Genomic DNA, 19548 nt, shown 5'->3' on the forward strand with positions numbered 1-19548 from the left:
AGACAGATGGATTATTTCCTGATCGAAGGTGGCCACCGTCTTGAGGGGCGCATTTCTGTTGGTGGGGCCAAGAATTCGGGCCTGAAACTGATGGTGGCCGCCCTGCTTTCCGAAGGGCCTCTCATTCTTTCCAATATTCCCGATATTGCGGATATCCGTACCATGCGGACCCTGCTGGGGCAGCTGGGTTATGACGTGGTGGAGATTGATGGTCCCCGGCAGCTCAGCCTTGGTGGAACCATCCAGTCGGTAGAGGCTCCTTACGACATCGTGTCCCGGATGCGGGCCTCCATTCTTGTTCTGGGACCTCTGCTGACCCGTATGGGAGAAGCCCGTGTCTCCCTGCCGGGTGGGTGTGCCATCGGGACACGCCCGGTGGACCTTCATCTCAAAGGACTGGAGGCCCTGGGCGCCGAGATCACGCTGGAGGGGGGTTACATCAATGCCAGAGCGCCCAATGGCCTGAAGGGCGGGCGTGTCGTGCTGCCATTCCCCAGTGTGGGGGCGACGGAGAATGTTCTCATGGCAGCCACGCTGGCCCGTGGCACGACGGAGATCGTCAATGCTGCCCGGGAGCCGGAAATTCTGGACCTTGCCAACTGCCTCAATGCCATGGGGGCGAAGATCACCGGGGCACATTCCGGCACCATCATGGTAGAGGGGGTGGAGCAGCTTCATGGTGCTCGTTACTCCGTCATGCCAGACCGCATCGAGTGTGGCACCTATGCCTGCGCTGTGGGCATGACGGGTGGGGATGTCCTGCTGGAAGGTGGCCGCATGGTAGATCAGGAAGCGGTTGTCTATGCTCTCCAGCAGGTTGGTGTGGATGTTACGGAAGAGGCTGAGGGCTTGCGGATACGGAGTGAGGGAAAGCTGCGGGGGCTGGACCTGACAACCGAACCTTACCCCGGTTTCCCGACCGACATGCAGGCGCAGTTCATGGCCATGCTCTCTGTAGCGGAGGGAGCGTCCATGATCACGGAAACGATCTTCGAGAACCGTTTCATGCATGTGCCGGAACTGAACCGCATGGGGGCCAACATCACCATCCAGGGGCGGTCAGCCGTGATCCGTGGGGTGGAACGCCTCTCTGGTGCCAAGGTGATGGCCACGGATCTGAGGGCATCTTTTTCACTGATCCTGGCTGGCCTCGTGGCCGAGGGTGAGACGGAACTGAGCCGTGTCTATCATCTCGACCGTGGGTATGAGCATGTGGAGAAGAAGCTCTCCGCCTGCGGGGCCAAGATCAGGCGCGTGAAGGTTTCTTCAGACGCCGCATGACGCTGGGCACGTCCGTTACGACCTCGTAGAGGGTTTCTGCCCCTGCATCGGCGAAACCCTGTGCCTGCGTGGCCTGCAGCAGGGCGATGAGCGGGTCGGCCCAGCCATTGGTGTTGAGAATGATGATGGGCCGCTGGCTCAGCCCCAGCTGGCGGTTCACGAGAACCTCCATGAATTCGTCGAATGTGCCAAACCCTCCGGGGAGGATGACATAAGCGTCAGCTTCTTCGAATAGCCGGGCTTTCCGGCTGGGCATGTCTTCTGTCACTTCTAGGTCTGTGACGCCTTCATGCAGGATTTCCTGCGCTTCCAGGAAGCGGGGAATGATGCCTTTTACGGTACCGCCGGCCAGCAGGGTAGCATCGGCCACGGCGCCCATCAGGCCAGCAGTCCCGCCCCCATAGACGAGAGTGAGACCCGCTTCCCCCAGGGCTGTTCCGAGGGCACGGGCTACCTGCATGTGGGCCGGATCGTGCCCGGGGCGTGACCCGCAGAAGACGGAGCAGGAGCGGATGGTCATGATGGACTGTTTCCTCCGAACAGAAAAATGCCGGGCAGAGAAGACTGTGCCCGGCATTCTGGCAACTGGCAGCCCCGCTGGGGAGGAACCGGGAAAGGCCCCCACCCAGCAGGTGGCTGTTGGTCAGGCAGCGTTTTTCGGCACACCACATCCCGGAATACGGGAGAAGATGGCACTGAAGGCGATACCACTGACGCAGAGCACACCAGCCACGGCAAACATGACACCCCAGCCCATGTGGTCACGCAGACCGCCCATGAACCAGCTGGAAATCACGATGGTCAGGTCGGTGAAGATGGAGTAGGCGGCGATCAGGATACCGTGGAACTCCGGCCCATCGGTACGGACGGCCATGGTGCCCATGGCGGGGAAGAGCAGGGAGAAGCCCGCACCCGTCAGTGCAGCACCGATCAGGCCACCCGTGGGGTTGTGCACCAGGCAGAAGACGGCCATGGCAATGGCTTCCGTCACCAGGGACATGTAAGCGATCGGCACACCGCCATGCTTGTCGATCTGGCCGGAGACGAAAATACGCATGAAGATGAAGCAGGCAGCGAAAACGCCGAAGGCCACACCCAGGCCAGTCCAGTGGTTATCCGTGTAATACAGGGCCAGGAAGCTGTTGACCGTACCAAAGCCGACAGACCCGGCAGCCAGAGCGGCACCATACGGCAGCACTTTCTTGACGGCGAGGGCGAAGGACATCGGCTTGCCTTTGCTCGGCAGCGGCTTGATGGCTTTGTAGAAGGTCAGCAGGATGATGCCGCCAATACCCAGCAGGGTGGCAAAAATGCCGACGGGCAGCAGCCGGATGTTCGGCAGGAGGCCGCTGAGGAACTGGCCGACGGTCACGCCAACGGCGATACCACCGTAGGAGGTGACACCGTTCCAGGAGATGGCGACGGAGGAGTGCGCAGGGCCGACGCGGCGCAGGTTCCATGTCGTGACGGAGGTGGAGGTGCAGCTCTCGGACCAGCCGATGAAGAGACGGCTGATGAGGGCAATGCCCAGGGCCACATAGCGGGACGTGTCATTCAGGCCCATGAAGCTGGGGATCAGAGCCGCAAGGCACATCAGCAGGCCGGAGATGGTGCAGAAGATGAGACCATACCGCAGAATGGCCTTGGGGCCATGCACGTCAATGCGATGACCGACGATCACACGCCCCATGGCGGTACCGATGTACTGCAGGGAGATGGTGCTGGCGGCAATGGCTGTGCTGAAACCCAGCGTGTTGTGCACGAACTGGGCACCAATGATGGCATTGGGCAGCCCGATGACAAAATAGACAAGGAGGTTGAACAGGACTACGGGCATGACCCGCATGGTCGGCGAGCACGTATAGGTTGCGTCTTCATCAGACATGGGCGTCCCCTTTGCAGTTTCCGCAAGCCGTGCCCACCTGGTAACTGTAACCGGCACAGCCTTTCTTGGTTATCGACCATAGGTGAGAAAGCCTTTTGCGTCACGGGGCAATGATTTGCCCAGCTTGCATAGTTATGAATGGCTGCCATGCAGGGATATCAGTAGGATGATATCTGGCTGGTTGGGGTAAAGCGTTTCACTTTTTCTTCTTCACCATGATACAGGGCGGCCTGATCACGATGATGAGCGACCGGCCATTGCTGCGAAGGAGCCGATGATGATTGATGATGCGGTAAAGAAAGCCTGTGAGGATGCAGGCTACCAGATTCTTTCTTCCGAGATGGTTTATGAAAACCCATGGACTGCGGTGCGGGAAGACAGGATCATCCATCCTGGTGGCAGGAAGGGTCTGTACGGCGTTGTCGAACGGGGGACGTTTGCCGTCATCATGCCCATGCATGCTGATGGTCGCCTGACACTGGTCCAGCAGTTCCGCTACCCGGTGGGAAAGCGGCTCTGGGAGTTCCCCATGGGCATGTGGGAGACACGGCCGGATGCAGATGCCACGGAGCTTGCCCTTGGTGAGCTGCGGGAGGAAACGGGCCTGCGTGCCGGTGAGTTGATCCATGCAGGGACACTGTATCAGGGAGCTGGATACTCCACGCAGATGGGGCATGTTTTTCTGGCCCGGAATCTTGTCCGTGGTGAGGCCGAGCGGGAAGCGACGGAAGCCGACATGAAGGTGAAAGACATCCCGCTTGCCGAGTTTGAGCGCATGATCGTGGAAGGGGAGATGACCTGCATGGTTACGCTGGCCGCCTATGCCCAGATACGGGCCCGGGGTCTGCTCTGAGGAGTCCCGTTCCGTTGCGGGCGGCAGTCCGCCCCGCTCTTCTGGTCCTGCTTCTGGTGGGAGGGCCGCTGCTTTTGTGGCGGATTCCGGCCATCCAGCATGGGCTGGGACTGATGCGGGAGTGGGCCGGGCAGCCTTATGCGGCCCTGCGGGTCCTGCCGCTGGCCGTGCTGTATTGTGCTTTTGGTCTGCCCCGGCAGGCACTCTGTTTCGTGCTGGGAGCGGGGTTTGGCATTGGCATCGGGGTGGTGGAGGCCAGCCTGGCCTATGGGGCCGGTGCCCTGCTGGGCTATGGCTGGGGGCGGCTCTGGCGGTGGAAATGCCCGGTCAGGGCGGTTTACGTGCCGTGGTTCATCCGGGCTGGACAGCGGGCTCCATTCCGCATGGTGGCCTGTGCCCGGCTGCTGCCGGTCGGGTCTGCCCTCCTGGTATCGGTCTCGTCTGGCATGGCGGGGCTTGCAGTTGGCCGGTTCCTGCTGGCGACCATGCTGGGAGGGTTGCCCCAGAATCTGGTTTTTCTTCTGGCTGGCAGGAGTGTAGAACTACGCCATGGCTGGGCACTGGTTACCGCCGCCGTGCTGGCACTTCTTTCCGCCGTGTTGGGAGGCTGGGTATTACGCGGGTTTCACAAAGAGATGAGATGGGAAAGGCAGGATAGCGGAGCATGAAGACGTCACAGCATGGCTTTTTTGAACATGCCCTGATTGGCAAACCGCTTATCAAGGGTGGGAAGATGCCTTTCTGGCTGCCGATCCTTCTGGGAACGCTGACGGCGGTTGGCCCTGTCTCGACAGATATCTATCTGCCGGCCCTGCCAGAGATGGAGCAGCAGCTTGGTTCCGCACCGGGAACGGGCAGCCTGACGATGGCGGCCTGGGTGGCGGGGCTGGCCATCGGGCAGATCATTGTCGGGCCGGTGACGGACCGCTTTGGTCGTCGTCGTCCGCTGCTTGTGGGTACCCTGTTCTATGCTCTGGCCGCAGCAGGCTGTGCCCTTTCGACCTCCATGCCCATGCTCTGTTTCTTCCGGGCTTTTGCTGCCCTGATGGGGGCTGCCAGCCTCGTGGTGCCCAATGCCTGCGTCAGGGACCTGACAGTCGGTGACGCCACGGCGAAGATGATGTCCCGCCTTATTCTCATACAGGGTGTCGTGCCCATTCTGGCGCCGGCTCTGGGTGGTTTTGCTCTCCAGTTCATCAGCTGGCGGGACATTTTCTGGGCAACGTCCCTTTATGGTGTAGTGGGGCTGCTGGCGGTCTTCCTTTTCCTGCCAGAAACACTGGATGGCGAAGACCGTCACCCCATGCGTCTCTGGCCCATTATCGTCCGGTATGGGCAGACCCTGAAGGACAGGAACTACCGCTTCAATGCGCTCATCTGGATGGTGCAGGGATTCGTCATTTTCACCTACCTGACGGCTGCACCCTTCCTCTTCGAGAGCGTGTATGCGTTCACGCCGTTCCAGTATGGCGTGCTGTTTGGTGTGATGGCGGTGTGCATGATCGGTTCGTCCCAGATCAATGCCTGGTTGCTGAACTACTATCACAGCCGGACCCTTCTTCGGGCCGGGCTTGCCATCAGCTGCGTCGGGGCGGTCGTGCTGCTGGGGCTGGCCATCTGGTCTGCACTGGATGTCGATGCGGCAGGGCATCTCAGGCACATCTATCTCTGGCCACTGTTCGGGGCGATGCTCTGTGCGCTGGGGCCGGGGGGATGCATTGGCCCCAATGCCATGGCCGGTGCCCTGCTGACACAGGGGCGCAATGCCGGTGTTGCTACCGCTCTGGCGGGGACGGGGCAGTATGTGTTCGGTATTCTGGCCAGTGTCATGTTCTCATGGCTGCCGGTGGGTACGGCGATCCCGATGGGGGGAATGCTGCTGGCGGCTTTCCTCCTCATGATCCTGTTTGCCCGCATGGCTCCCTGATGGCAGCAAGGAGAGCCTTCCCTTTCAAAAGGACGGCACAAGGGCCTATAAGGGGGGCTTCGTGCATATCATGACCTGCAATGTGAAGGCCTGCCATGTCCTTTGAAGACCCTGCTCCGTTGGATTTGAAACAGTATATCCGTGAAGTTCCGGATTTTCCGAAACCGGGCATCCTGTTTTATGACATTTCCACCCTGATCCGGAATCCGGAAGCGTGGCAGGTGGCTACGGGGCGTCTGGCGCAGGCGGTGGCCCGCTTCCAGCCAGACCTTCTGGCAGGGATCGAGAGCCGTGGCTTCCTCACGGCAGCTCCGCTGGCAACCCGCCTCGGCTGTGGTTTCACCATGCTGCGCAAGCCGGGCAAGCTGCCGGGCAAGACCATTTCCCACAGATACAGCCTCGAATATGGTGAGGATGAGCTGCACATCCAGGCGGATGCCGTCCGTCCCGGCCAGCGTGTGGTGGTGCTGGATGATCTTCTGGCAACCGGCGGTACGCTGGCTGCTTCCATCGACCTTCTGCGCAAGGCTGGGGCCGAGGTTGTCGGAGCTTCCGTGATGATCGAGCTGCTGGCTCTGGGAGGCCGTGGAAAGGTTGACGTGCCGGTCACGTCCCTTCTGACATACGAGGACTGAGCCGGGACAGGGCCTACAGGAGGCAGCATGATGTCGGATTCCCTGCCCGTGACGGCGGTCCTGCCGGCTTTGCTGGAGGCACTGGCTGCTGGCTCCAATGCTGTGCTTGTGGCGCCGCCGGGTGCCGGAAAGACTACGGCCGTGCCGCCTTTTCTGCTGGAGGCTGCGCCTGGCTGGCTGGGGGATGGCCGTATCCTGCTTGTGGAGCCACGGCGTGTGGCCGTGCGGGGAGCGGCCCAGCGCATGGCGGCCTTGCGGGGTGAAGCCCCCGGCGGGGTGATCGGCTATCGCACCCGCATCGACAGTGCCGTTTCGGCCCGGACCCGCATTGAGGTCGTCACGGAGGGTCTGCTGGTCCGCCGTCTGCTGGCAGACCCCCTGCTGGATGGCGTATCTGCCGTCCTGTTTGATGAAGTGCATGAGCGGTCACTGGATGGCGACACGGCTCTGGGGTTCTGCCGGGACATGCAGCAGAGCCTGCGGCCGGAGCTGCGGCTCGTGGCCATGTCGGCCACGCTGGATGCGGGCATTTTCACGACCGCCCTTCAGGCCCCGCTGATCGAGAGTGACGGACGGCAGCACCCGGTGGAGGTCCGCTACCGGCGGGACATTGCCCATCTGCGTGATCTGCCGGAGAGCTGTGTCCAGGCCGTGGCACAGGCCTGGCGGGAGGAAGAGGGCTCCATTCTGGCGTTCCTGCCCGGGGTGGGAGAAATCCGCAGGGCGCAGGCCAGTCTTCAGGGACTTCTTGGGGACCGGGTGCCTGTCCATCCTCTGTACGGGGAGCAGTCGGTGGAGGATCAGGCCCGTGCGCTGGCTCCGGAGTCCGGGCGGCGTATCGTGCTGGCGACATCCATTGCTGAAACGTCCGTGACGGTTCCCGGTGTGCGTGTGGTGGTGGATGGTGGCTGGCGGCGTCTGCCCCAGCGTGATGCCGGTACGGGGCTGCCCCGCCTTCATACACGGCGCATTTCCCGGGCAACGGCGGAACAGAGGGCAGGCCGTGCGGGGCGTCAGGCTCCCGGTATTGCCATCCGTCTCTGGTCTGAAATGACCCAGCGTAGCCTGATTGTGCAGGAAGTCCCCGCCATAAGGGAGGCGGACCTGTGTGATTTTGCCCTCGTGACGGCAGCCTGGCAGCAGGCGATGGGCACGGCCCCGGCGGCTCTGCCGCTCATCGAGCCAGCCCCGGAGGGGGGACTGGCCGCAGCGCAGTCCCTTCTCCAGTTTCTGGGGGCTCTGGATGGTCAGCGGGAGCTGACGGCTCTGGGGCAGCGGATGGTCGGGTTTGGTACGCATCCCCGGCTGGCTGCGATGCTCTGCGCTGCCCGGACGGTGGAGGAGATGGCCGTGGCGGCCTGTCTGGCGGCCCTTCTGGAAGAACGTGATCCGCTGGGCGGCCGTGGGGGCCGGGGAGGAGAGGCCTCCGCTGACCTCCGGCTGCGTCTGAAACTCTTCATGCAGGATGATGCCCGTGTTCCCAGGCATGTGTTGCGGCAGCTCCGCCATGCTGCGGGGCGGTTCCTGCGCCGGGCCGGGCAGGGGACAGGGCAGGATGGTCTTGCGGACCTCGTGAGCGATGGGCTGACGGGTCACGTCGCGGGACGTCTGGTGGCGGCGGGGTTCCCTGACCGTCTGGCACAGCGGACCAGTGCCGATGGACGGTACCGTCTGGCAGGAGGTGGCAGTGCCCGCTTGGGGGCGACAGACCCGCTGGTGCGGGAGGACCTTCTGGCTGGGGCGGCCTTCCATGTCCGCAAGGGGACGGACATGACCCTTGCGGCTCCGGTCACGCTGGAGACCCTGCCCGATTCCGTACAGGCCAGCCTGAAGGAACAGCGGGAACCGGCCCTTGATGGTACATCGGGCAAGGTTATTGTCCGGCAGAGGCTGCGGCTGGGCAATCTGGTGCTGAAGGATCGTAATGTCCCCCCCGAGGCGGAAGACATCACGGTGGCCCTTCTGGCGAAGGTGCGGTCTGATCTGGCCCGGCATCTGGACTGGTCGGCGGCGGCCCGCCAGTTTCAGGCCCGTGTCGCTCTGGCCCGGACGCATTATGCGCCCCATCTGCCTGATCTGTCTGACGAGGCTCTGGCCGAGGACATGGAGTGGCTGGAACCGTGGCTTGCGGGACTGGACCGGCTCACACAGATTCAGGAGCTGGACCTTGTGGCCATTCTGGCCAGCCGTCTGTCCTATGAGGACAGGCAGGAGCTGGACCGCCAGCTTCCGTCCCATGTGGCTCTGAAGGTCGGGCGCAGGCGCATTGATTACACGACGGTCGTGCCATCCCTTTCTGCCCGGGCGCAGGACTTTTATGGCACCACGGCCCTGCCGCAGCTGGCAGGTGGCCGGGTGCCGCTCCATGCTACCCTGCTGTCCCCTGCCGGACGGCCACAGGCCGTGACGGCGGACCTTGCCCAGTTCTGGACGTCAGGCTGGCTGGACATGCGGCGGGACATGCGGGGGCGCTACCCCAGACATAAATGGCCCGAAAATCCCGCCGAGGAGGCTTGAGGCCGTTCAGTCTCCGGTTTTCTGTCCCCGGTGGTTCGAGCATGTACTGCTTCGGGGAGGAGAAGCCATCATATGGTATCGCCTACACGGGTGGATTGTATGACGAGGGGCAGGACCTGCTCGTGATATTGGTCCTTGCGGTAAATGTTCTTCACCATGTGGGGATTGAGGCCCTTCGCCAGAATGTTTTCCATCCTGATGTCGAATTTGTTCAGGTTGTTGAAGACGACTCTTGTGAACAGGATGGGGCCGGTCACTTTCAGTGTTGCCACGCTGCCCGTGCTGTGCAGGTTGGGCGTGTAAAGGAAGATGTTGGCGATCAGCTGGTTGATGACCTTGGCCATAAGAGGATGACCTGGCGCACAGATGAGACACCATATGGGGAATTCGCCCCCTTCAATGTGGGAAAGTTCGGCTTTTTTGCCCCATTCGAAGTATTGGGGCAGGCTCCAGTCCCATTGTGAAATGATGAACTGGTCGTCATCACGGATAATGGAGGATAATGGCCGGCTGCTGCCCGATTTCATGTCCAGATAGACGCCGCCATGCTGATACAGGCAGAGATATCTGAAAAAATCCGCCTGTGCTGCGCCATAGAGGCGGTTCAGCCGCAGATAGACACTCAGCACGTCCCATCCATAATGGGTATGGATGAAGTCAATGCGGTCTTTTTCTGAATAATACCGGTACTCCCAGTCCTTATTCATTGTTTTCAGGGACGTTATGTTTTCAAGATAGCCTGTTTCCGGGTGAAGGGCATTGTCTGTCTGGTGGATGATGTGCGGTATATGGGGAGAAAAAGGTTTTTCCTGAACGAATTTGAATGGAATGCTCGAGAGGCGTCTGAACTCTTCCCACCAGTTGGCCTTGTTGGCGAAGCCGAAGGTGCCTTCGGGGCGGGCGGACAGGAAATTGCCGTCTTTCAGCAGGACGAACGTATCATCCTTCGGGTTCAGGACGGTGATGCCATGTGCCGTCAGCTGTTCATGGGTGGGGAGGCAGGCCCTGTAATGTTCGATGTCGCAGAAATCGACATGCCTGAACTCATCATTCTGGATGATGAGAACCGTAAAGAAATACGTCACGAAAATCGGGTGATGCAGGGTAATTGCATTACGTTCGCTGTGGGCTGTCATGTATCCGTCCTTCTGGCGCATCCGGCATGTCTTTTTCAGGTCTTCAGGAGGTGGGGGGCATGGCTGTTTTCAGCCCGTGCTGTCTGAATGCTGGGTCTTTCCTGACCTGCCCTACCTGCCCTGAAAATGAAAGAAAAGTAAACTGCCACGGAGACCGGGTCCCTGCAAGTATTTTGCAAGGTGGAGACGGGGTGTTTTCTGCTGGGGTGGGCTGATATGTGGTACAGCCTGAAGGTCAGGAAGGTGCTTTCAAACGGGATGGAGTGTGGTAGGGAGTGGAAGACTTGAAGAGACATTGCGGCAGCCGTGCCGCAGTGAGGGGAGCGCATGTGAATGCAGCCGGTTATGAGGCACTTGGTCTGGTCTGTCCTGCTGCCGGCGGCCGTGGGGAGCATGGTGGCTGCGGGCGTATGCCTGTGGTGGGTGCCTGGTGGGGAAAAGGTTCCCGAGCCGATAAAGAATACGAGCCTGTATAAGGCGGTCCGTCATCCGCCTGTCCCGGTATCGTCTCCGCTTGTGCTGCCGCCTGCTGCCACACCGGTGGGGGCCCTGCCCGTGGGTGTGAACCATGAAGCGCCCGCTTTGCGGGAGGCGTTGAATCTGCCCAGTTTTGCGCCTCTGGTCCATCAGGTCATTCCGGCGGTGGTGAATATTTCAATCTCTCATGCGTCATCCTCGGCGGATGAGGATGATGAGGGAGAGCCTGATACGGCCTCTCCGCCTGCCAGCCAGGAGCAGCGCCGCGCTTCACCGGCCCCCCGGAAGAAGCATCGTCTCCGGCATCATGTGCCGGGCAAGGGGCATCACATGCTGCATCCGGCTGATGACGAGCTGACAGGGGCGGGATCCGGTTTCGTGGTGGATGCTTCTGGCATCATCGTGACGAACCGGCATGTCATCGGCCACGCCACGAGGATCATGGTGTCCCTGTCTGACGGCCGCTCCCTGCCCGCCCACAGCCTGGGGGATGACCCGATGACGGATATTGCCGTCATCAAGGTGGATAGCCCGACACCGCTGCCCTGCGTTTCCTGGGGGGACAGCCGGCAGGTGGAAATCGGGGACTGGATACTTGTGGCAGGCAATCCGTTCGGGTTCGGGTCGTCAGTGACGGCAGGCATTGTTTCTGCTGTCGGACGTGATCTGGGCAGTGGGGCGCTGGATGACTTCATGCAGCTGGATGCCCCCATCAATCCGGGCAATTCTGGTGGGCCTGCTTTCAATCTCCAGGGGCAGGTCGTGGCAATGAACGCCGCCATTGCGTCCCCCAGTGATGGTTCCGTGGGGATTGGCTTTGGTATTCCGTCGGAAATCGTGGCGCCTGTCGTGGAGGCCATCCGCCAGACGGGCCATGTGGAACATGGCTGGCTGGGTGTGACGCTCAACGATTCCAGTTTCCCCATGTGGGTGGAGGATGTGGATCCTCACGGAGCGGCATGGCGGGGAGGCCTGCGGAAGAAGGATGCCATCCTGGCGATTGGCAACATCCCGGTGCATGATGCCCGGACGGTGTTGCGCAGTGTTGCGGCAGCCCATCCCGGGACGGTTTTCAATTTCACCATAAGGCGGGAGGGCAAGATCATCACCCTCCCGGTTGCGCTGGGCAAGCGCCCCACGACGGTTTTCTAGGGCTGGCTGCCCCTCCATCAGGGTGCAGTCGGGGGTTCCCTGTCTGCCAGACGGGCCTGGGCGCTGACGGTGACACGGACGGTCTGCATTTCTGCCGTGCTCTCCGGTGCTGCGGCAGAGCTGCGGGCTTCGGCCATCATGAGCATTGGGCCTGCGGGGTGGAGCGGTTCAAAACCATCTGCGCCGTGGCTCCCGATACGCACACGTTCCAGACCAATCAGGGTCTGGCCCAGAGCGGCGGCATCTTCCTCGGCCTGCTGGCGGAGCTTTTTCAGGGCCCCCAGACGGGCCTGCTTTTCCAGCTTTTCACGGGTCTCGGGGTTGAGAGTCCATTGCATGTCCTCAAGGCCCAGCCCCAGTTTCTGAAGTTTTTCGGCCAGAGCAAGCAGGCCGTCACGGTTCTGGCTGCTCAGGGTCAGGCTCTGGCGGGCAACCCAGCTGCGTTTGTCATGAGGACCATATTCCTGCCCGACCGTGTAAGTCTCCGCCGTACTTTTCACGTCCGGCTGATCTTTCAGGATGGCCATGGCACTGCTGACAAGCTGGTTGAGGTGCTGCTGGGTGCCGGTGGGAGAACTGCCCTCCGTTCTGGCTGAAAAGCGTATGGAGAGCGTATCTGCCTTTGCCTGTGCTTCATCAGAAACGGCAAAGGCGAGCAGCGTACCATGTGGGTGTGGCGGCTCTGGCGGGATCATGGCAGGGGGTTCGCCATCGGGGATGGTTGGTGCTGGGGGAGCTGCCATGGCCACGCTGCCTAGCAGACACCCGGTGGCCAGTGCAGTCAGGCCCGTGAATTTCAGCGAACGATGGAGGGTCATTGGTGGGAGCCTTCCTGATTTTTCAGCAGAACAAGTGCGCGCCGCAGGCGGCCTATGCCCGCCCGTATGTGGTTCTGCTGGCAGAGTTCCTGCCCTTCTTCCTGAAGATGCCGTGCATCATCCATGGCCCCGACGGGAACATCATGAGGCATGCGCATCTTTTCTGCCAGATGCTCGCTGAGCTGGGCGCAGTAAGCCTGGCTGTCGCTGGTGATGACAAGGTCCTGCGCAGGGGTGGAGGGTTCTTCTTCCGGCAGCAGTGACCCCCAGGCGTGCCCCGGCCGGAGCGGCATCTGGGCCAGCAGGAGAAGGACAGTGAGGAAGAAAACGGTGCGTATGGTCATCAGACTATCACAGCTTGTTTGCCCGGAAGATGGGCGAGGAATGAAGATTTGGTAACAGGCCTGACGGGACGGTGTCTCATGGTGTGGTTTCCGCCGGAGTGGTGCTTCTGCCGGTCCGTTCTGCTTCTGGCAGAAGGGGCAGGAAGAGTGTGACTTTCAGGCCGGGATTGGCCTGGGTAAGGGTCAGACGGCCATGATGCAGGCTGGTGACGGCCTGTACCAGAGAGAGGCCAAGGCCGGAGCCTGGCGTGTTGCGGGCGCTTTCAGCCCGGAAGAAGCGCTCGTGGGCGCGCAGTATGTCGGCATCATTCATTCCCGGCCCCTGATCCCGGACGCTGATCTCGAGTCCCTGTGGTTTTTTCTCTGCGCCGCTACCCGGGGCTGTTCCGGCCATGACGGGATGGGCGCTGAGGGTCAGCGTACTGTTTGGTGGGGAGAATTTTATGGCATTGTCCAGCAGGTTGGCCAGTGCCTGCTGGAGCATTCTTTCATCACCAAACAGGGAGGGCAGAGGGGTGACATCCAGTGCCAGGCTCAGCCCGGCATCCTCGGCCGAGGCTTCGTAGAGTTCAGCCATGTTGGACAGGAGCTGGTTGAGGTTGACGGTCGTGAAGGCCGAGCGGCGTGCTCCTGCTTCTATCTGGGCGATCCGGAGGAGGGCCTCGAAGATGCCGGTAATGTGGTCCAGGTCCCCGATGGCCCTGTCCACGGCCGTGCGCAGTTCATCGGGTGAGGTGGCAGAGAAGAAAGCTTCTTCCAGCTGGTTGCGGGCCCGGGTTATGGGGGTGCGCAGGTCATGCGCAATGGCGTTGGAGACCTGGCGGACGCCCTCCATCAGCCGGTTGATCCTGTCCAGCATGGTATTGACCGTTTCGGCGACGAGATCGGTTTCACTGCCTGTCAGGGCGATGCGGTGGTTGAGGTCGCCATTGGCTACGGCAGAGGCTGTACGGGCGATGGAGCCAACCATGCGGCGGAAGAGGTCCCGTACCACCAGGGCGCCGCCCACGGCCAGCAGGGAGATCATGACGGCACACCAGATGAGCGTGCGGGTGATGACAGTGCTGAGGAGGGTGCGGCCCCGTATGTCGTGCCCGACAATCAGCTTGAAGCCATGCGGCAGGGTATAGGCCTTGAACTGGGCAGGCGTCGTGAAGGTGTAGCGGCGGATGGTCAGCTCGTAAAAGTGGTTCATCTTTTTGACGGCCACCGGCCAGCCCGGCAGGTTGCCCGCCATTCGCCGCCCATGGCGGTCTATCAGCAGATAGAGGGCGTCATCATCAATGTTCTGTTCCAGCCTGTCATTGATGGCCTCACTCAGGGCGGGGGCCCCGCCGTGCCCCCAGCGGTGCCGGAGTTCCTGCGCATCCGTCTCAATGAAGGCACGGACATGGTCGTTCAGCAGGTTTGTGCTGCTCCACCAGATGAAGGAGAGAAATAGCGTGGCCGAAATGAGAAACAGGACACCATAGCCCAGAGCAAAATTGATGCCCGCCGAGCGGATGGGCCAGCGCCGTTTTCCGTTCCGGCTGTGGAGGAGAGGGAGTCGGAACAGGTGGCGGCGGGACAGACGGCGGTATAGGGGTGTCCTTTCCTCTGCCATGGTGTTGGCTGTCAGTCCTGCGTGGGGCGGAGGATATAGCCTGCATTGCGGACCGTGTGGATGATGGCCGTCTCAAACGGCTTGTCCACTTTCTGGCGCAGGCGGGAGACATGGACATCAATCACGTTCGTCTGCGGGTCGAAGTGATAGTCCCAGACTTTCTCCAGCAGCATCGTCCGGGTGACAACCTGCCCCGCATGGCGGACGAGAAACTCCAGAAGGCGGAATTCACGGGGCTGGAGATCGATTTTCTGCCCATCACGGCGGACTTCGCGGGAGAGGAGGTCCAGCGTCAGGTCGCCTACGGTCAGGGATGTTTCCGGGGCGGATTCATTGTGGCCCCGGCGCCCCAGGGCTTCCACACGGGCCAGAAGCTCGGAGAAGGCGAAAGGCTTCGTGACATAATCATCCCCGCCGGCCCGCAGCCCATCCACCCTGTCATCCACGTCGGAAAGAGCGGAGAGCAGCAGCACGGGGGTGTTGTTCTTCTGGCCACGCAGGGTTTCAAGGATGTTCAGTCCGTCAATGCCACCGGGGAGCATCCTGTCGAGGATGATGATGTCGTATTTCTCGCCAATGGCCAGATACAGCCCATCCTTGCCGTTGTCGGCCTGGTCCACGTTATGGCCAGCTTCTTTCAGCCCCTTGAGGACAAAGGAGCGGACAGTCGGATCATCCTCAACCAGTAGAATACGCATTGGTCCTGCCTGTTTTCCTGATATGCTGCGTGGTGTATCGTTGTGGGGCAGGATAGCGGCAAGCCGGGGCAAAAGGGAAGCAGGCCCTTGCCTGGTGGTCGGGCCCTACATTACGGGCATGTCAGGATGCCCGCCATATAGTGACCATGACAGGAAGGAATGCCCATGCAGTACAGAACACTGGGACGGACTGGCCTGAAGGTGAGTGAGCTCTGCCTTGGCACCATGACGTTCGGCCAGCAGAATACCGAGGCAGAGGGTCATGCCCAGCTCGATATGGCGCTTGAACATGGCGTAAATTTCATCGACACGGCTGAACTTTATTCGATTCCACCGCGTGCGGAGACGCAGGGTTCGACCGAGCGGATCGTGGGAAGCTGGCTGAAGGCCCGTGGCAACCGGGACAAGGTCATCCTTGCCAGCAAGGTTGTTGGACGCAGCCAGAATGACTGGTTTCGCCCCGATGGTGAAAAGCCACGTCTGACACCGGCACAGATACGTTATGCCATTGATGAGTCCCTGAAGCGGCTGAACACTGATTATCTGGACCTTTACCAGCTGCACTGGCCGGACCGGGTGGTGAACATCTTTGGTGAGGGCGGCACGACCTTCCGCACGCTCTCCGATGCTGATGAGGTACCGATTGCCGAGACACTGGGCGCTCTGGGTGAGCTGGTGAAGGAAGGCAAGGTCCGTCATGTCGGTCTCTCCAATGAGACCGCCTGGGGCGTGTCCGAGTTCCTGCGTGTTTCCCGGGAGGAAAAGCAGCCTCGCATTGCTTCCATCCAGAATGCCTACAATCTGCTGAACCGGACCTATGAGATCGGTCTGGCCGAGATGGGTCTGCGGGAAGATGTCGGCCTGCTGGCCTATTCCCCTCTGGCGCAGGGCTATTTGACCGGCAAATATCTGGATGGTGCCCGCCCGCCGGGAGCCCGGACGACCCTGTTCAACCGGGGCCAGCGTTATGAAAAGCCGGGTGTGGATGATGCCATCCGGGCCTATCAGGCTCTGGCGAAGGAATCCGGGCTTGATTTCGCCCAGATGGCCATTGCGTTCGTCACGTCACGCCCGTTCGTGACATCCAATATCATCGGTGCCACGACGATGGAACAGCTTGAGACGGCTCTGACCTCCATTCAGGTGGAGATCACGCCGGAGCTGGAAGAGAAGATCAACGCCATCCACCAGCTGAACGCCAACCCGGCTCCCTGAAAGTATTTTCTGATGGCTTATGACAAAAACTGACATACTAGGCTATTCAGTGACGTACAACAGACCATGTCTTCGTCATAAAGGCATGGCCTGTTGCGGAGGGATATGCTCATTATGGTGGTTTATATGCCTGACAGGGACATGAAGCAGATATGCAATATTTGTGGTGCTGTCGTGTTTTTTTTTAGATATTTTTAAGTTAACTTTTTATTTAAAATTGCCTTGTCATGTAGAACTTTGAAGGAATGTATAATGTCTCTCTCCCAAACATAGATCATCCGTTCATTGGGTAATGCTCTTACATGGTTGGAAAGTGAACTTCAGTGGGGTGTAGAGCCTGGCGAGTTGAATCATCTGATAGGGCGTATTGGTGAGCTTTATGTAGCCATGAGAACCTGCGGGCAGATGGCTCTTGCAGTCAATCAAAAAGGTTATGATGTCGTATCGGCAACCGGTGAACAGATTTCAGTCAAGACTGTAACTACAAGTAAAAGTGTTAGATTTAATAAAAATACTTTTGATCAAGTTCATAGAGTTGTAGTTCTTCGTATAAATTATGGAGATGACCTCTCTGAGGGAGATAATATTTCAGTTGATGATGTTTCAATAGAAGAAATTATTGATGAGGAGGCTTCGAAGTTTTTATCTCTCTGTAAGGAGCAGGGAGGGACATATAAATATAGTCTTCCTGGTAAGAGGAAGGTGGTTCCATTGGAGCAGCAGAAGCCTGTGAAGCAGGTGGTTTATGGTCCATATGAAGTTGTGAAATATGAGAGTGGGAGCATTCAGGTTAAAGAAAATGGTGTTCCTGTAAGAGTTGTGAAACCTGCTTTGAGAGACATCGCAAAGAAGATTGGCATGAGTATTGTCAGGGAAAATGGACGGTCTTTGCCAACCCGTCAGCTTGGTTCAAAAATTATTGATACGATTAATGAATTGAATGAATCATAAGCCTTGTGATTCGGTCTGGATTGTAAAAATGGAGCAGACAGTTTCTTTTGGCTGGGCCTGTTGCAGGTGAAAACCCCGCCTGGAAAGTTTCCGGCGGGGCTTTTCCGTTTCAGGCTTCTTTTTTCAGCAGCCGCCAGAGCGCAAGCAGTATTCCGCCCAGCAGGGCGAGATAGAGCAGGACGGCCGTGCCGATGAAATGGCGGGTGCTGCGGTGGGAATCATCAGCCCACTGGAGAAAGGCCGTCACGTCGCTGGCCATCTGGGGAATGGTGGCCTGTGTACCGTCCGGGAAGGCGATCATGCCCTCATGCAGTGGGGGGCGCATCTTGAACCTGTGATGATGCGTCAGGGCGATGGGGTTGTAATAGGTATTCGGTGCCAGGGTGACGCCGGGCGGAACGGGGCGGTAACCTGCCAGCATCTGGCGGATATAGTCCGGGCCGCCCCGGATGGTGCGGGCAATGTGGGAGAGGTCCGGTGGATAGTCCCCGCCATTATTGGCCTTGCCTACAGCTACACTGGGATAGGGGGAGGCGATGGGGCTTTCCAGCCCGGCATGACGCTGCTGTGCCCAGTGTTGCAGGGCCGTGACGGAGGGCTGGAGGTCAATCATGTCCCCATAATGGGCACGCTCCATGCTGTGGCAGGAGCTGCATACCTGCTGGAAGATCATCAGCCCCCGTTCTTCCGGGCGCATGGTGGTTGGCGGGACTGTTGCAGGGGCCGCCACCTGCGCAGCGGCAGGGGCCTGTGTTGGGGCAGGGTCATCCGCTCTGGCCGTGGCGGGGAGATGGGCCAGGGACAGGGCGGCCAGAAAAACCATGCCCGTTGGGCGGAGGCATGAACGCATCATGGTGCATCTCCCTGTGTGGAGGCGTCACTGGCTTGCCGTTCCCTGTAGGCTGCCAGAGGGAGCAGCCCCAGAAAGGTGAGGAACCAGACCAGCATGGCGCCCCGGCTGAGCCAGACCCAGAGGGGGGTAGCTCTGTTCATTCCTGCCAGAATGAGGATGATGAAGGCGATGAAGAACAGTCCCAGCCCCATCCGGGCCAGCGGGCGGTAGGTGGCGTTATGGCGGGGGGACTGGTCCAGCCAGGGCAGGATGAAGAGGACAAGCAGGCTGGTGGCTGCTGCAATCAGCCCGCCCAGACGGGAAGGGACAGCCCGCAGCATGGCAAACCACGGGGCCAGATACCATTCCGGTGTGATGTCTGTCGGTGTTTTGAGGGGATTGGCTGGGATGATGTTGTCCAACTTGCCCAGCAGCCCCGGCAGGAAAAAGATCAGCCCGGCAAACAGGGCCAGAAACACGCAGACGGCCAGACAGTCCTTCACCACATAAAATGGAGCAAAGGGGCGGGTCGTGCGGTCCGGGTGGGGGCTGTCCAGCGTGGGGTTGCTGGAGCCTGTACCATGCAGGCAGAGTATATGGAGCCCGACCACCGCAGCGATGATGAAGCCAAGGGTGAAATGCAGGATGAAGAAGCGGTGCAGGGCCACACCGCCCAGCGTGTTTTCTCCCAGAAGATAGACGAGCAGCCCGTGACCGATGCCGGGTATGGCCTCCACGGCATGGGTGATGACGGTGGCCCCCCAATAGGACATCTGCCCCCATGGCAGGACATAACCTGCAAAGGCGGTCGTCATGAACAGAAGCATCAGGAACAGGCCGGAGAGCCAGACAAGTTCCCGTGGGGCTTTGTAAGACCCGTACCAGAGGCCTCGGCCGACATGGAGATAGAGCGCAGCAAAGAGCAGGCTGACCCCGCCTGTATGGATGCTGCGGATGAGCCAGCCGGAGGGGACCCGCCGTTCCATGGCTTCCACACTGTCGAAAGCCTGGGCGAGATCGGGTTGGTAATGCAGGGAGAGGAACAGACCGCTTACGACCATCAGCCCGAAAGCAACCATCAGACAGGCACCAAGTGTCCAGAGCAGATTGACCGGCGGCATGGGGAAGCGGGTCATGTGCTGGCAGAAAGGCCGCAGGAAGGGCAGGCGGGAGTCGAGCCAGCTTCTGGTCGGGTGTGTGTTGTCGTTCATCGTGTGGACCGTC

The 19548-nt window shown here is 60.2% G+C and carries 18 protein-coding genes; 9 read left to right on the forward strand and 9 right to left on the reverse strand.

Annotated features, from left to right (window positions below; all coding sequences use genetic code 11):
* Positions 1 to 6 precede the first annotated feature (6 nt).
* Positions 7 to 1281, forward strand: a complete 1275-nt coding sequence (gene murA / locus DTQ13_RS05685) for a UDP-N-acetylglucosamine 1-carboxyvinyltransferase (RefSeq protein WP_248460306.1) — start codon at positions 7 to 9, stop codon at positions 1279 to 1281.
* Here murA and DTQ13_RS05690 read toward each other — a convergent pair.
* Together DTQ13_RS05690 and DTQ13_RS05695 are read right to left on the reverse strand one after the other, a co-directional pair.
* Positions 1247 to 1801 carry a TIGR00730 family Rossman fold protein gene (locus DTQ13_RS05690; protein ID WP_248460307.1) on the reverse strand — a complete coding sequence of 185 codons (555 nt, stop codon included), beginning with the start codon at positions 1799 to 1801 and terminating at the stop codon, positions 1247 to 1249. The two genes, murA and DTQ13_RS05690, sit on opposite strands and share 35 nt — an antisense overlap.
* Before the next feature lie 123 nt (positions 1802 to 1924).
* Complete coding sequence (locus DTQ13_RS05695; RefSeq protein WP_086441434.1) at positions 1925 to 3166, reverse strand: MFS transporter; 1242 nt, start codon at positions 3164 to 3166, stop codon at positions 1925 to 1927.
* Positions 3167 to 3440: 274 nt separating this feature from the next.
* On the opposite strand from DTQ13_RS05695, the gene DTQ13_RS05700 reads away from it, so the two are divergent.
* The 5 genes from DTQ13_RS05700 (at position 3441) to hrpB (ending at position 9098) form a co-directional block, all read left to right on the forward strand.
* Positions 3441 to 4019 (forward strand): NUDIX hydrolase, encoded by a 579-nt coding sequence (locus DTQ13_RS05700; RefSeq protein WP_043558668.1) that lies wholly within the window; start codon positions 3441 to 3443, stop codon positions 4017 to 4019.
* A 14-nt stretch (positions 4020 to 4033) separates the two neighbouring features.
* Positions 4034 to 4687, forward strand: a complete 654-nt coding sequence (locus DTQ13_RS05705; protein ID WP_248460308.1) for a TVP38/TMEM64 family protein — start codon at positions 4034 to 4036, stop codon at positions 4685 to 4687.
* Positions 4684 to 5946: a multidrug effflux MFS transporter gene (locus DTQ13_RS05710; RefSeq protein ID WP_081847659.1), complete on the forward strand. Its 1263-nt coding sequence runs from the start codon at positions 4684 to 4686 to the stop codon at positions 5944 to 5946. Before DTQ13_RS05705 ends, DTQ13_RS05710 begins: the two co-directional genes overlap by 4 nt.
* 95 nt (positions 5947 to 6041) lie before the next feature.
* Positions 6042 to 6581: an adenine phosphoribosyltransferase gene (locus DTQ13_RS05715; protein ID WP_043558665.1), complete on the forward strand. Its 540-nt coding sequence runs from the start codon at positions 6042 to 6044 to the stop codon at positions 6579 to 6581.
* A 30-nt stretch (positions 6582 to 6611) separates the two neighbouring features.
* Complete coding sequence (hrpB, locus tag DTQ13_RS05720; RefSeq protein ID WP_248461230.1) at positions 6612 to 9098, forward strand: ATP-dependent helicase HrpB; 2487 nt, start codon at positions 6612 to 6614, stop codon at positions 9096 to 9098.
* A 68-nt stretch (positions 9099 to 9166) separates the two neighbouring features.
* Here the strand turns inward: hrpB and DTQ13_RS05725 are convergent, their stop codons facing one another.
* Positions 9167 to 10234: a glycosyltransferase family 32 protein gene (locus tag DTQ13_RS05725; RefSeq protein WP_248460309.1), complete on the reverse strand. Its 1068-nt coding sequence runs from the start codon at positions 10232 to 10234 to the stop codon at positions 9167 to 9169.
* Between the two features lie 345 nt (positions 10235 to 10579).
* Here DTQ13_RS05725 and DTQ13_RS05730 point away from each other — a divergent pair, with 345 nt between their 5' ends.
* Complete coding sequence (locus tag DTQ13_RS05730; protein WP_248460310.1) at positions 10580 to 11863, forward strand: trypsin-like peptidase domain-containing protein; 1284 nt, start codon at positions 10580 to 10582, stop codon at positions 11861 to 11863.
* Positions 11864 to 11880: 17 nt separating this feature from the next.
* Here the strand turns inward: DTQ13_RS05730 and DTQ13_RS05735 are convergent, their stop codons facing one another.
* The 4 genes from DTQ13_RS05735 to DTQ13_RS05750 all read right to left on the reverse strand — a co-directional run bounded on the left by DTQ13_RS05735 (position 11881) and on the right by DTQ13_RS05750 (position 15326).
* Positions 11881 to 12681 (reverse strand): SIMPL domain-containing protein, encoded by an 801-nt coding sequence (locus DTQ13_RS05735; protein WP_103765765.1) that lies wholly within the window; start codon positions 12679 to 12681, stop codon positions 11881 to 11883.
* A complete protein-coding gene (locus tag DTQ13_RS05740; protein WP_248460311.1) occupies positions 12678 to 13025 on the reverse strand; it encodes a hypothetical protein in 348 nt (115 codons plus the stop codon). The genes DTQ13_RS05735 and DTQ13_RS05740 overlap by 4 nt, the downstream gene beginning before the upstream one ends.
* A 76-nt stretch (positions 13026 to 13101) precedes the next feature.
* Positions 13102 to 14628 (reverse strand): HAMP domain-containing sensor histidine kinase, encoded by a 1527-nt coding sequence (locus DTQ13_RS05745; protein WP_081562482.1) that lies wholly within the window; start codon positions 14626 to 14628, stop codon positions 13102 to 13104.
* Positions 14629 to 14639: 11 nt separating this feature from the next.
* The gene (locus DTQ13_RS05750; protein WP_043558662.1) at positions 14640 to 15326 is read right to left on the reverse strand and encodes a response regulator transcription factor; all 687 of its coding nucleotides are present in this window, start codon (positions 15324 to 15326) and stop codon (positions 14640 to 14642) included.
* A 165-nt stretch (positions 15327 to 15491) separates the two neighbouring features.
* Here DTQ13_RS05750 and DTQ13_RS05755 point away from each other — a divergent pair, with 165 nt between their 5' ends.
* Positions 15492 to 16541 (forward strand): NADP(H)-dependent aldo-keto reductase, encoded by a 1050-nt coding sequence (locus DTQ13_RS05755; protein ID WP_043558659.1) that lies wholly within the window; start codon positions 15492 to 15494, stop codon positions 16539 to 16541.
* Positions 16542 to 16826: 285 nt separating this feature from the next.
* Positions 16827 to 17492 carry a DUF6998 domain-containing protein gene (locus tag DTQ13_RS05760; RefSeq protein WP_248460312.1) on the forward strand — a complete coding sequence of 222 codons (666 nt, stop codon included), beginning with the start codon at positions 16827 to 16829 and terminating at the stop codon, positions 17490 to 17492.
* Between the two features lie 109 nt (positions 17493 to 17601).
* Here DTQ13_RS05760 and DTQ13_RS05765 read toward each other — a convergent pair whose 3' ends face one another.
* Both DTQ13_RS05765 and DTQ13_RS05770 read right to left on the reverse strand, forming a co-directional pair.
* Positions 17602 to 18345 carry a cytochrome c1 gene (locus DTQ13_RS05765; protein ID WP_086431723.1) on the reverse strand — a complete coding sequence of 248 codons (744 nt, stop codon included), beginning with the start codon at positions 18343 to 18345 and terminating at the stop codon, positions 17602 to 17604.
* Positions 18342 to 19535, reverse strand: a complete 1194-nt coding sequence (locus DTQ13_RS05770) for a cytochrome b N-terminal domain-containing protein (protein ID WP_248460313.1) — start codon at positions 19533 to 19535, stop codon at positions 18342 to 18344. The genes DTQ13_RS05765 and DTQ13_RS05770 overlap by 4 nt, the downstream gene beginning before the upstream one ends.
* Between the last annotated feature and the right edge of the window lie 13 nt (positions 19536 to 19548).

The sequence above is a fragment of the Parasaccharibacter sp. TMW 2.1888 genome, assembly GCF_023167265.1.
Taxonomy (GTDB): Bacteria; Pseudomonadota; Alphaproteobacteria; order Acetobacterales; family Acetobacteraceae; genus Bombella; species Bombella apis.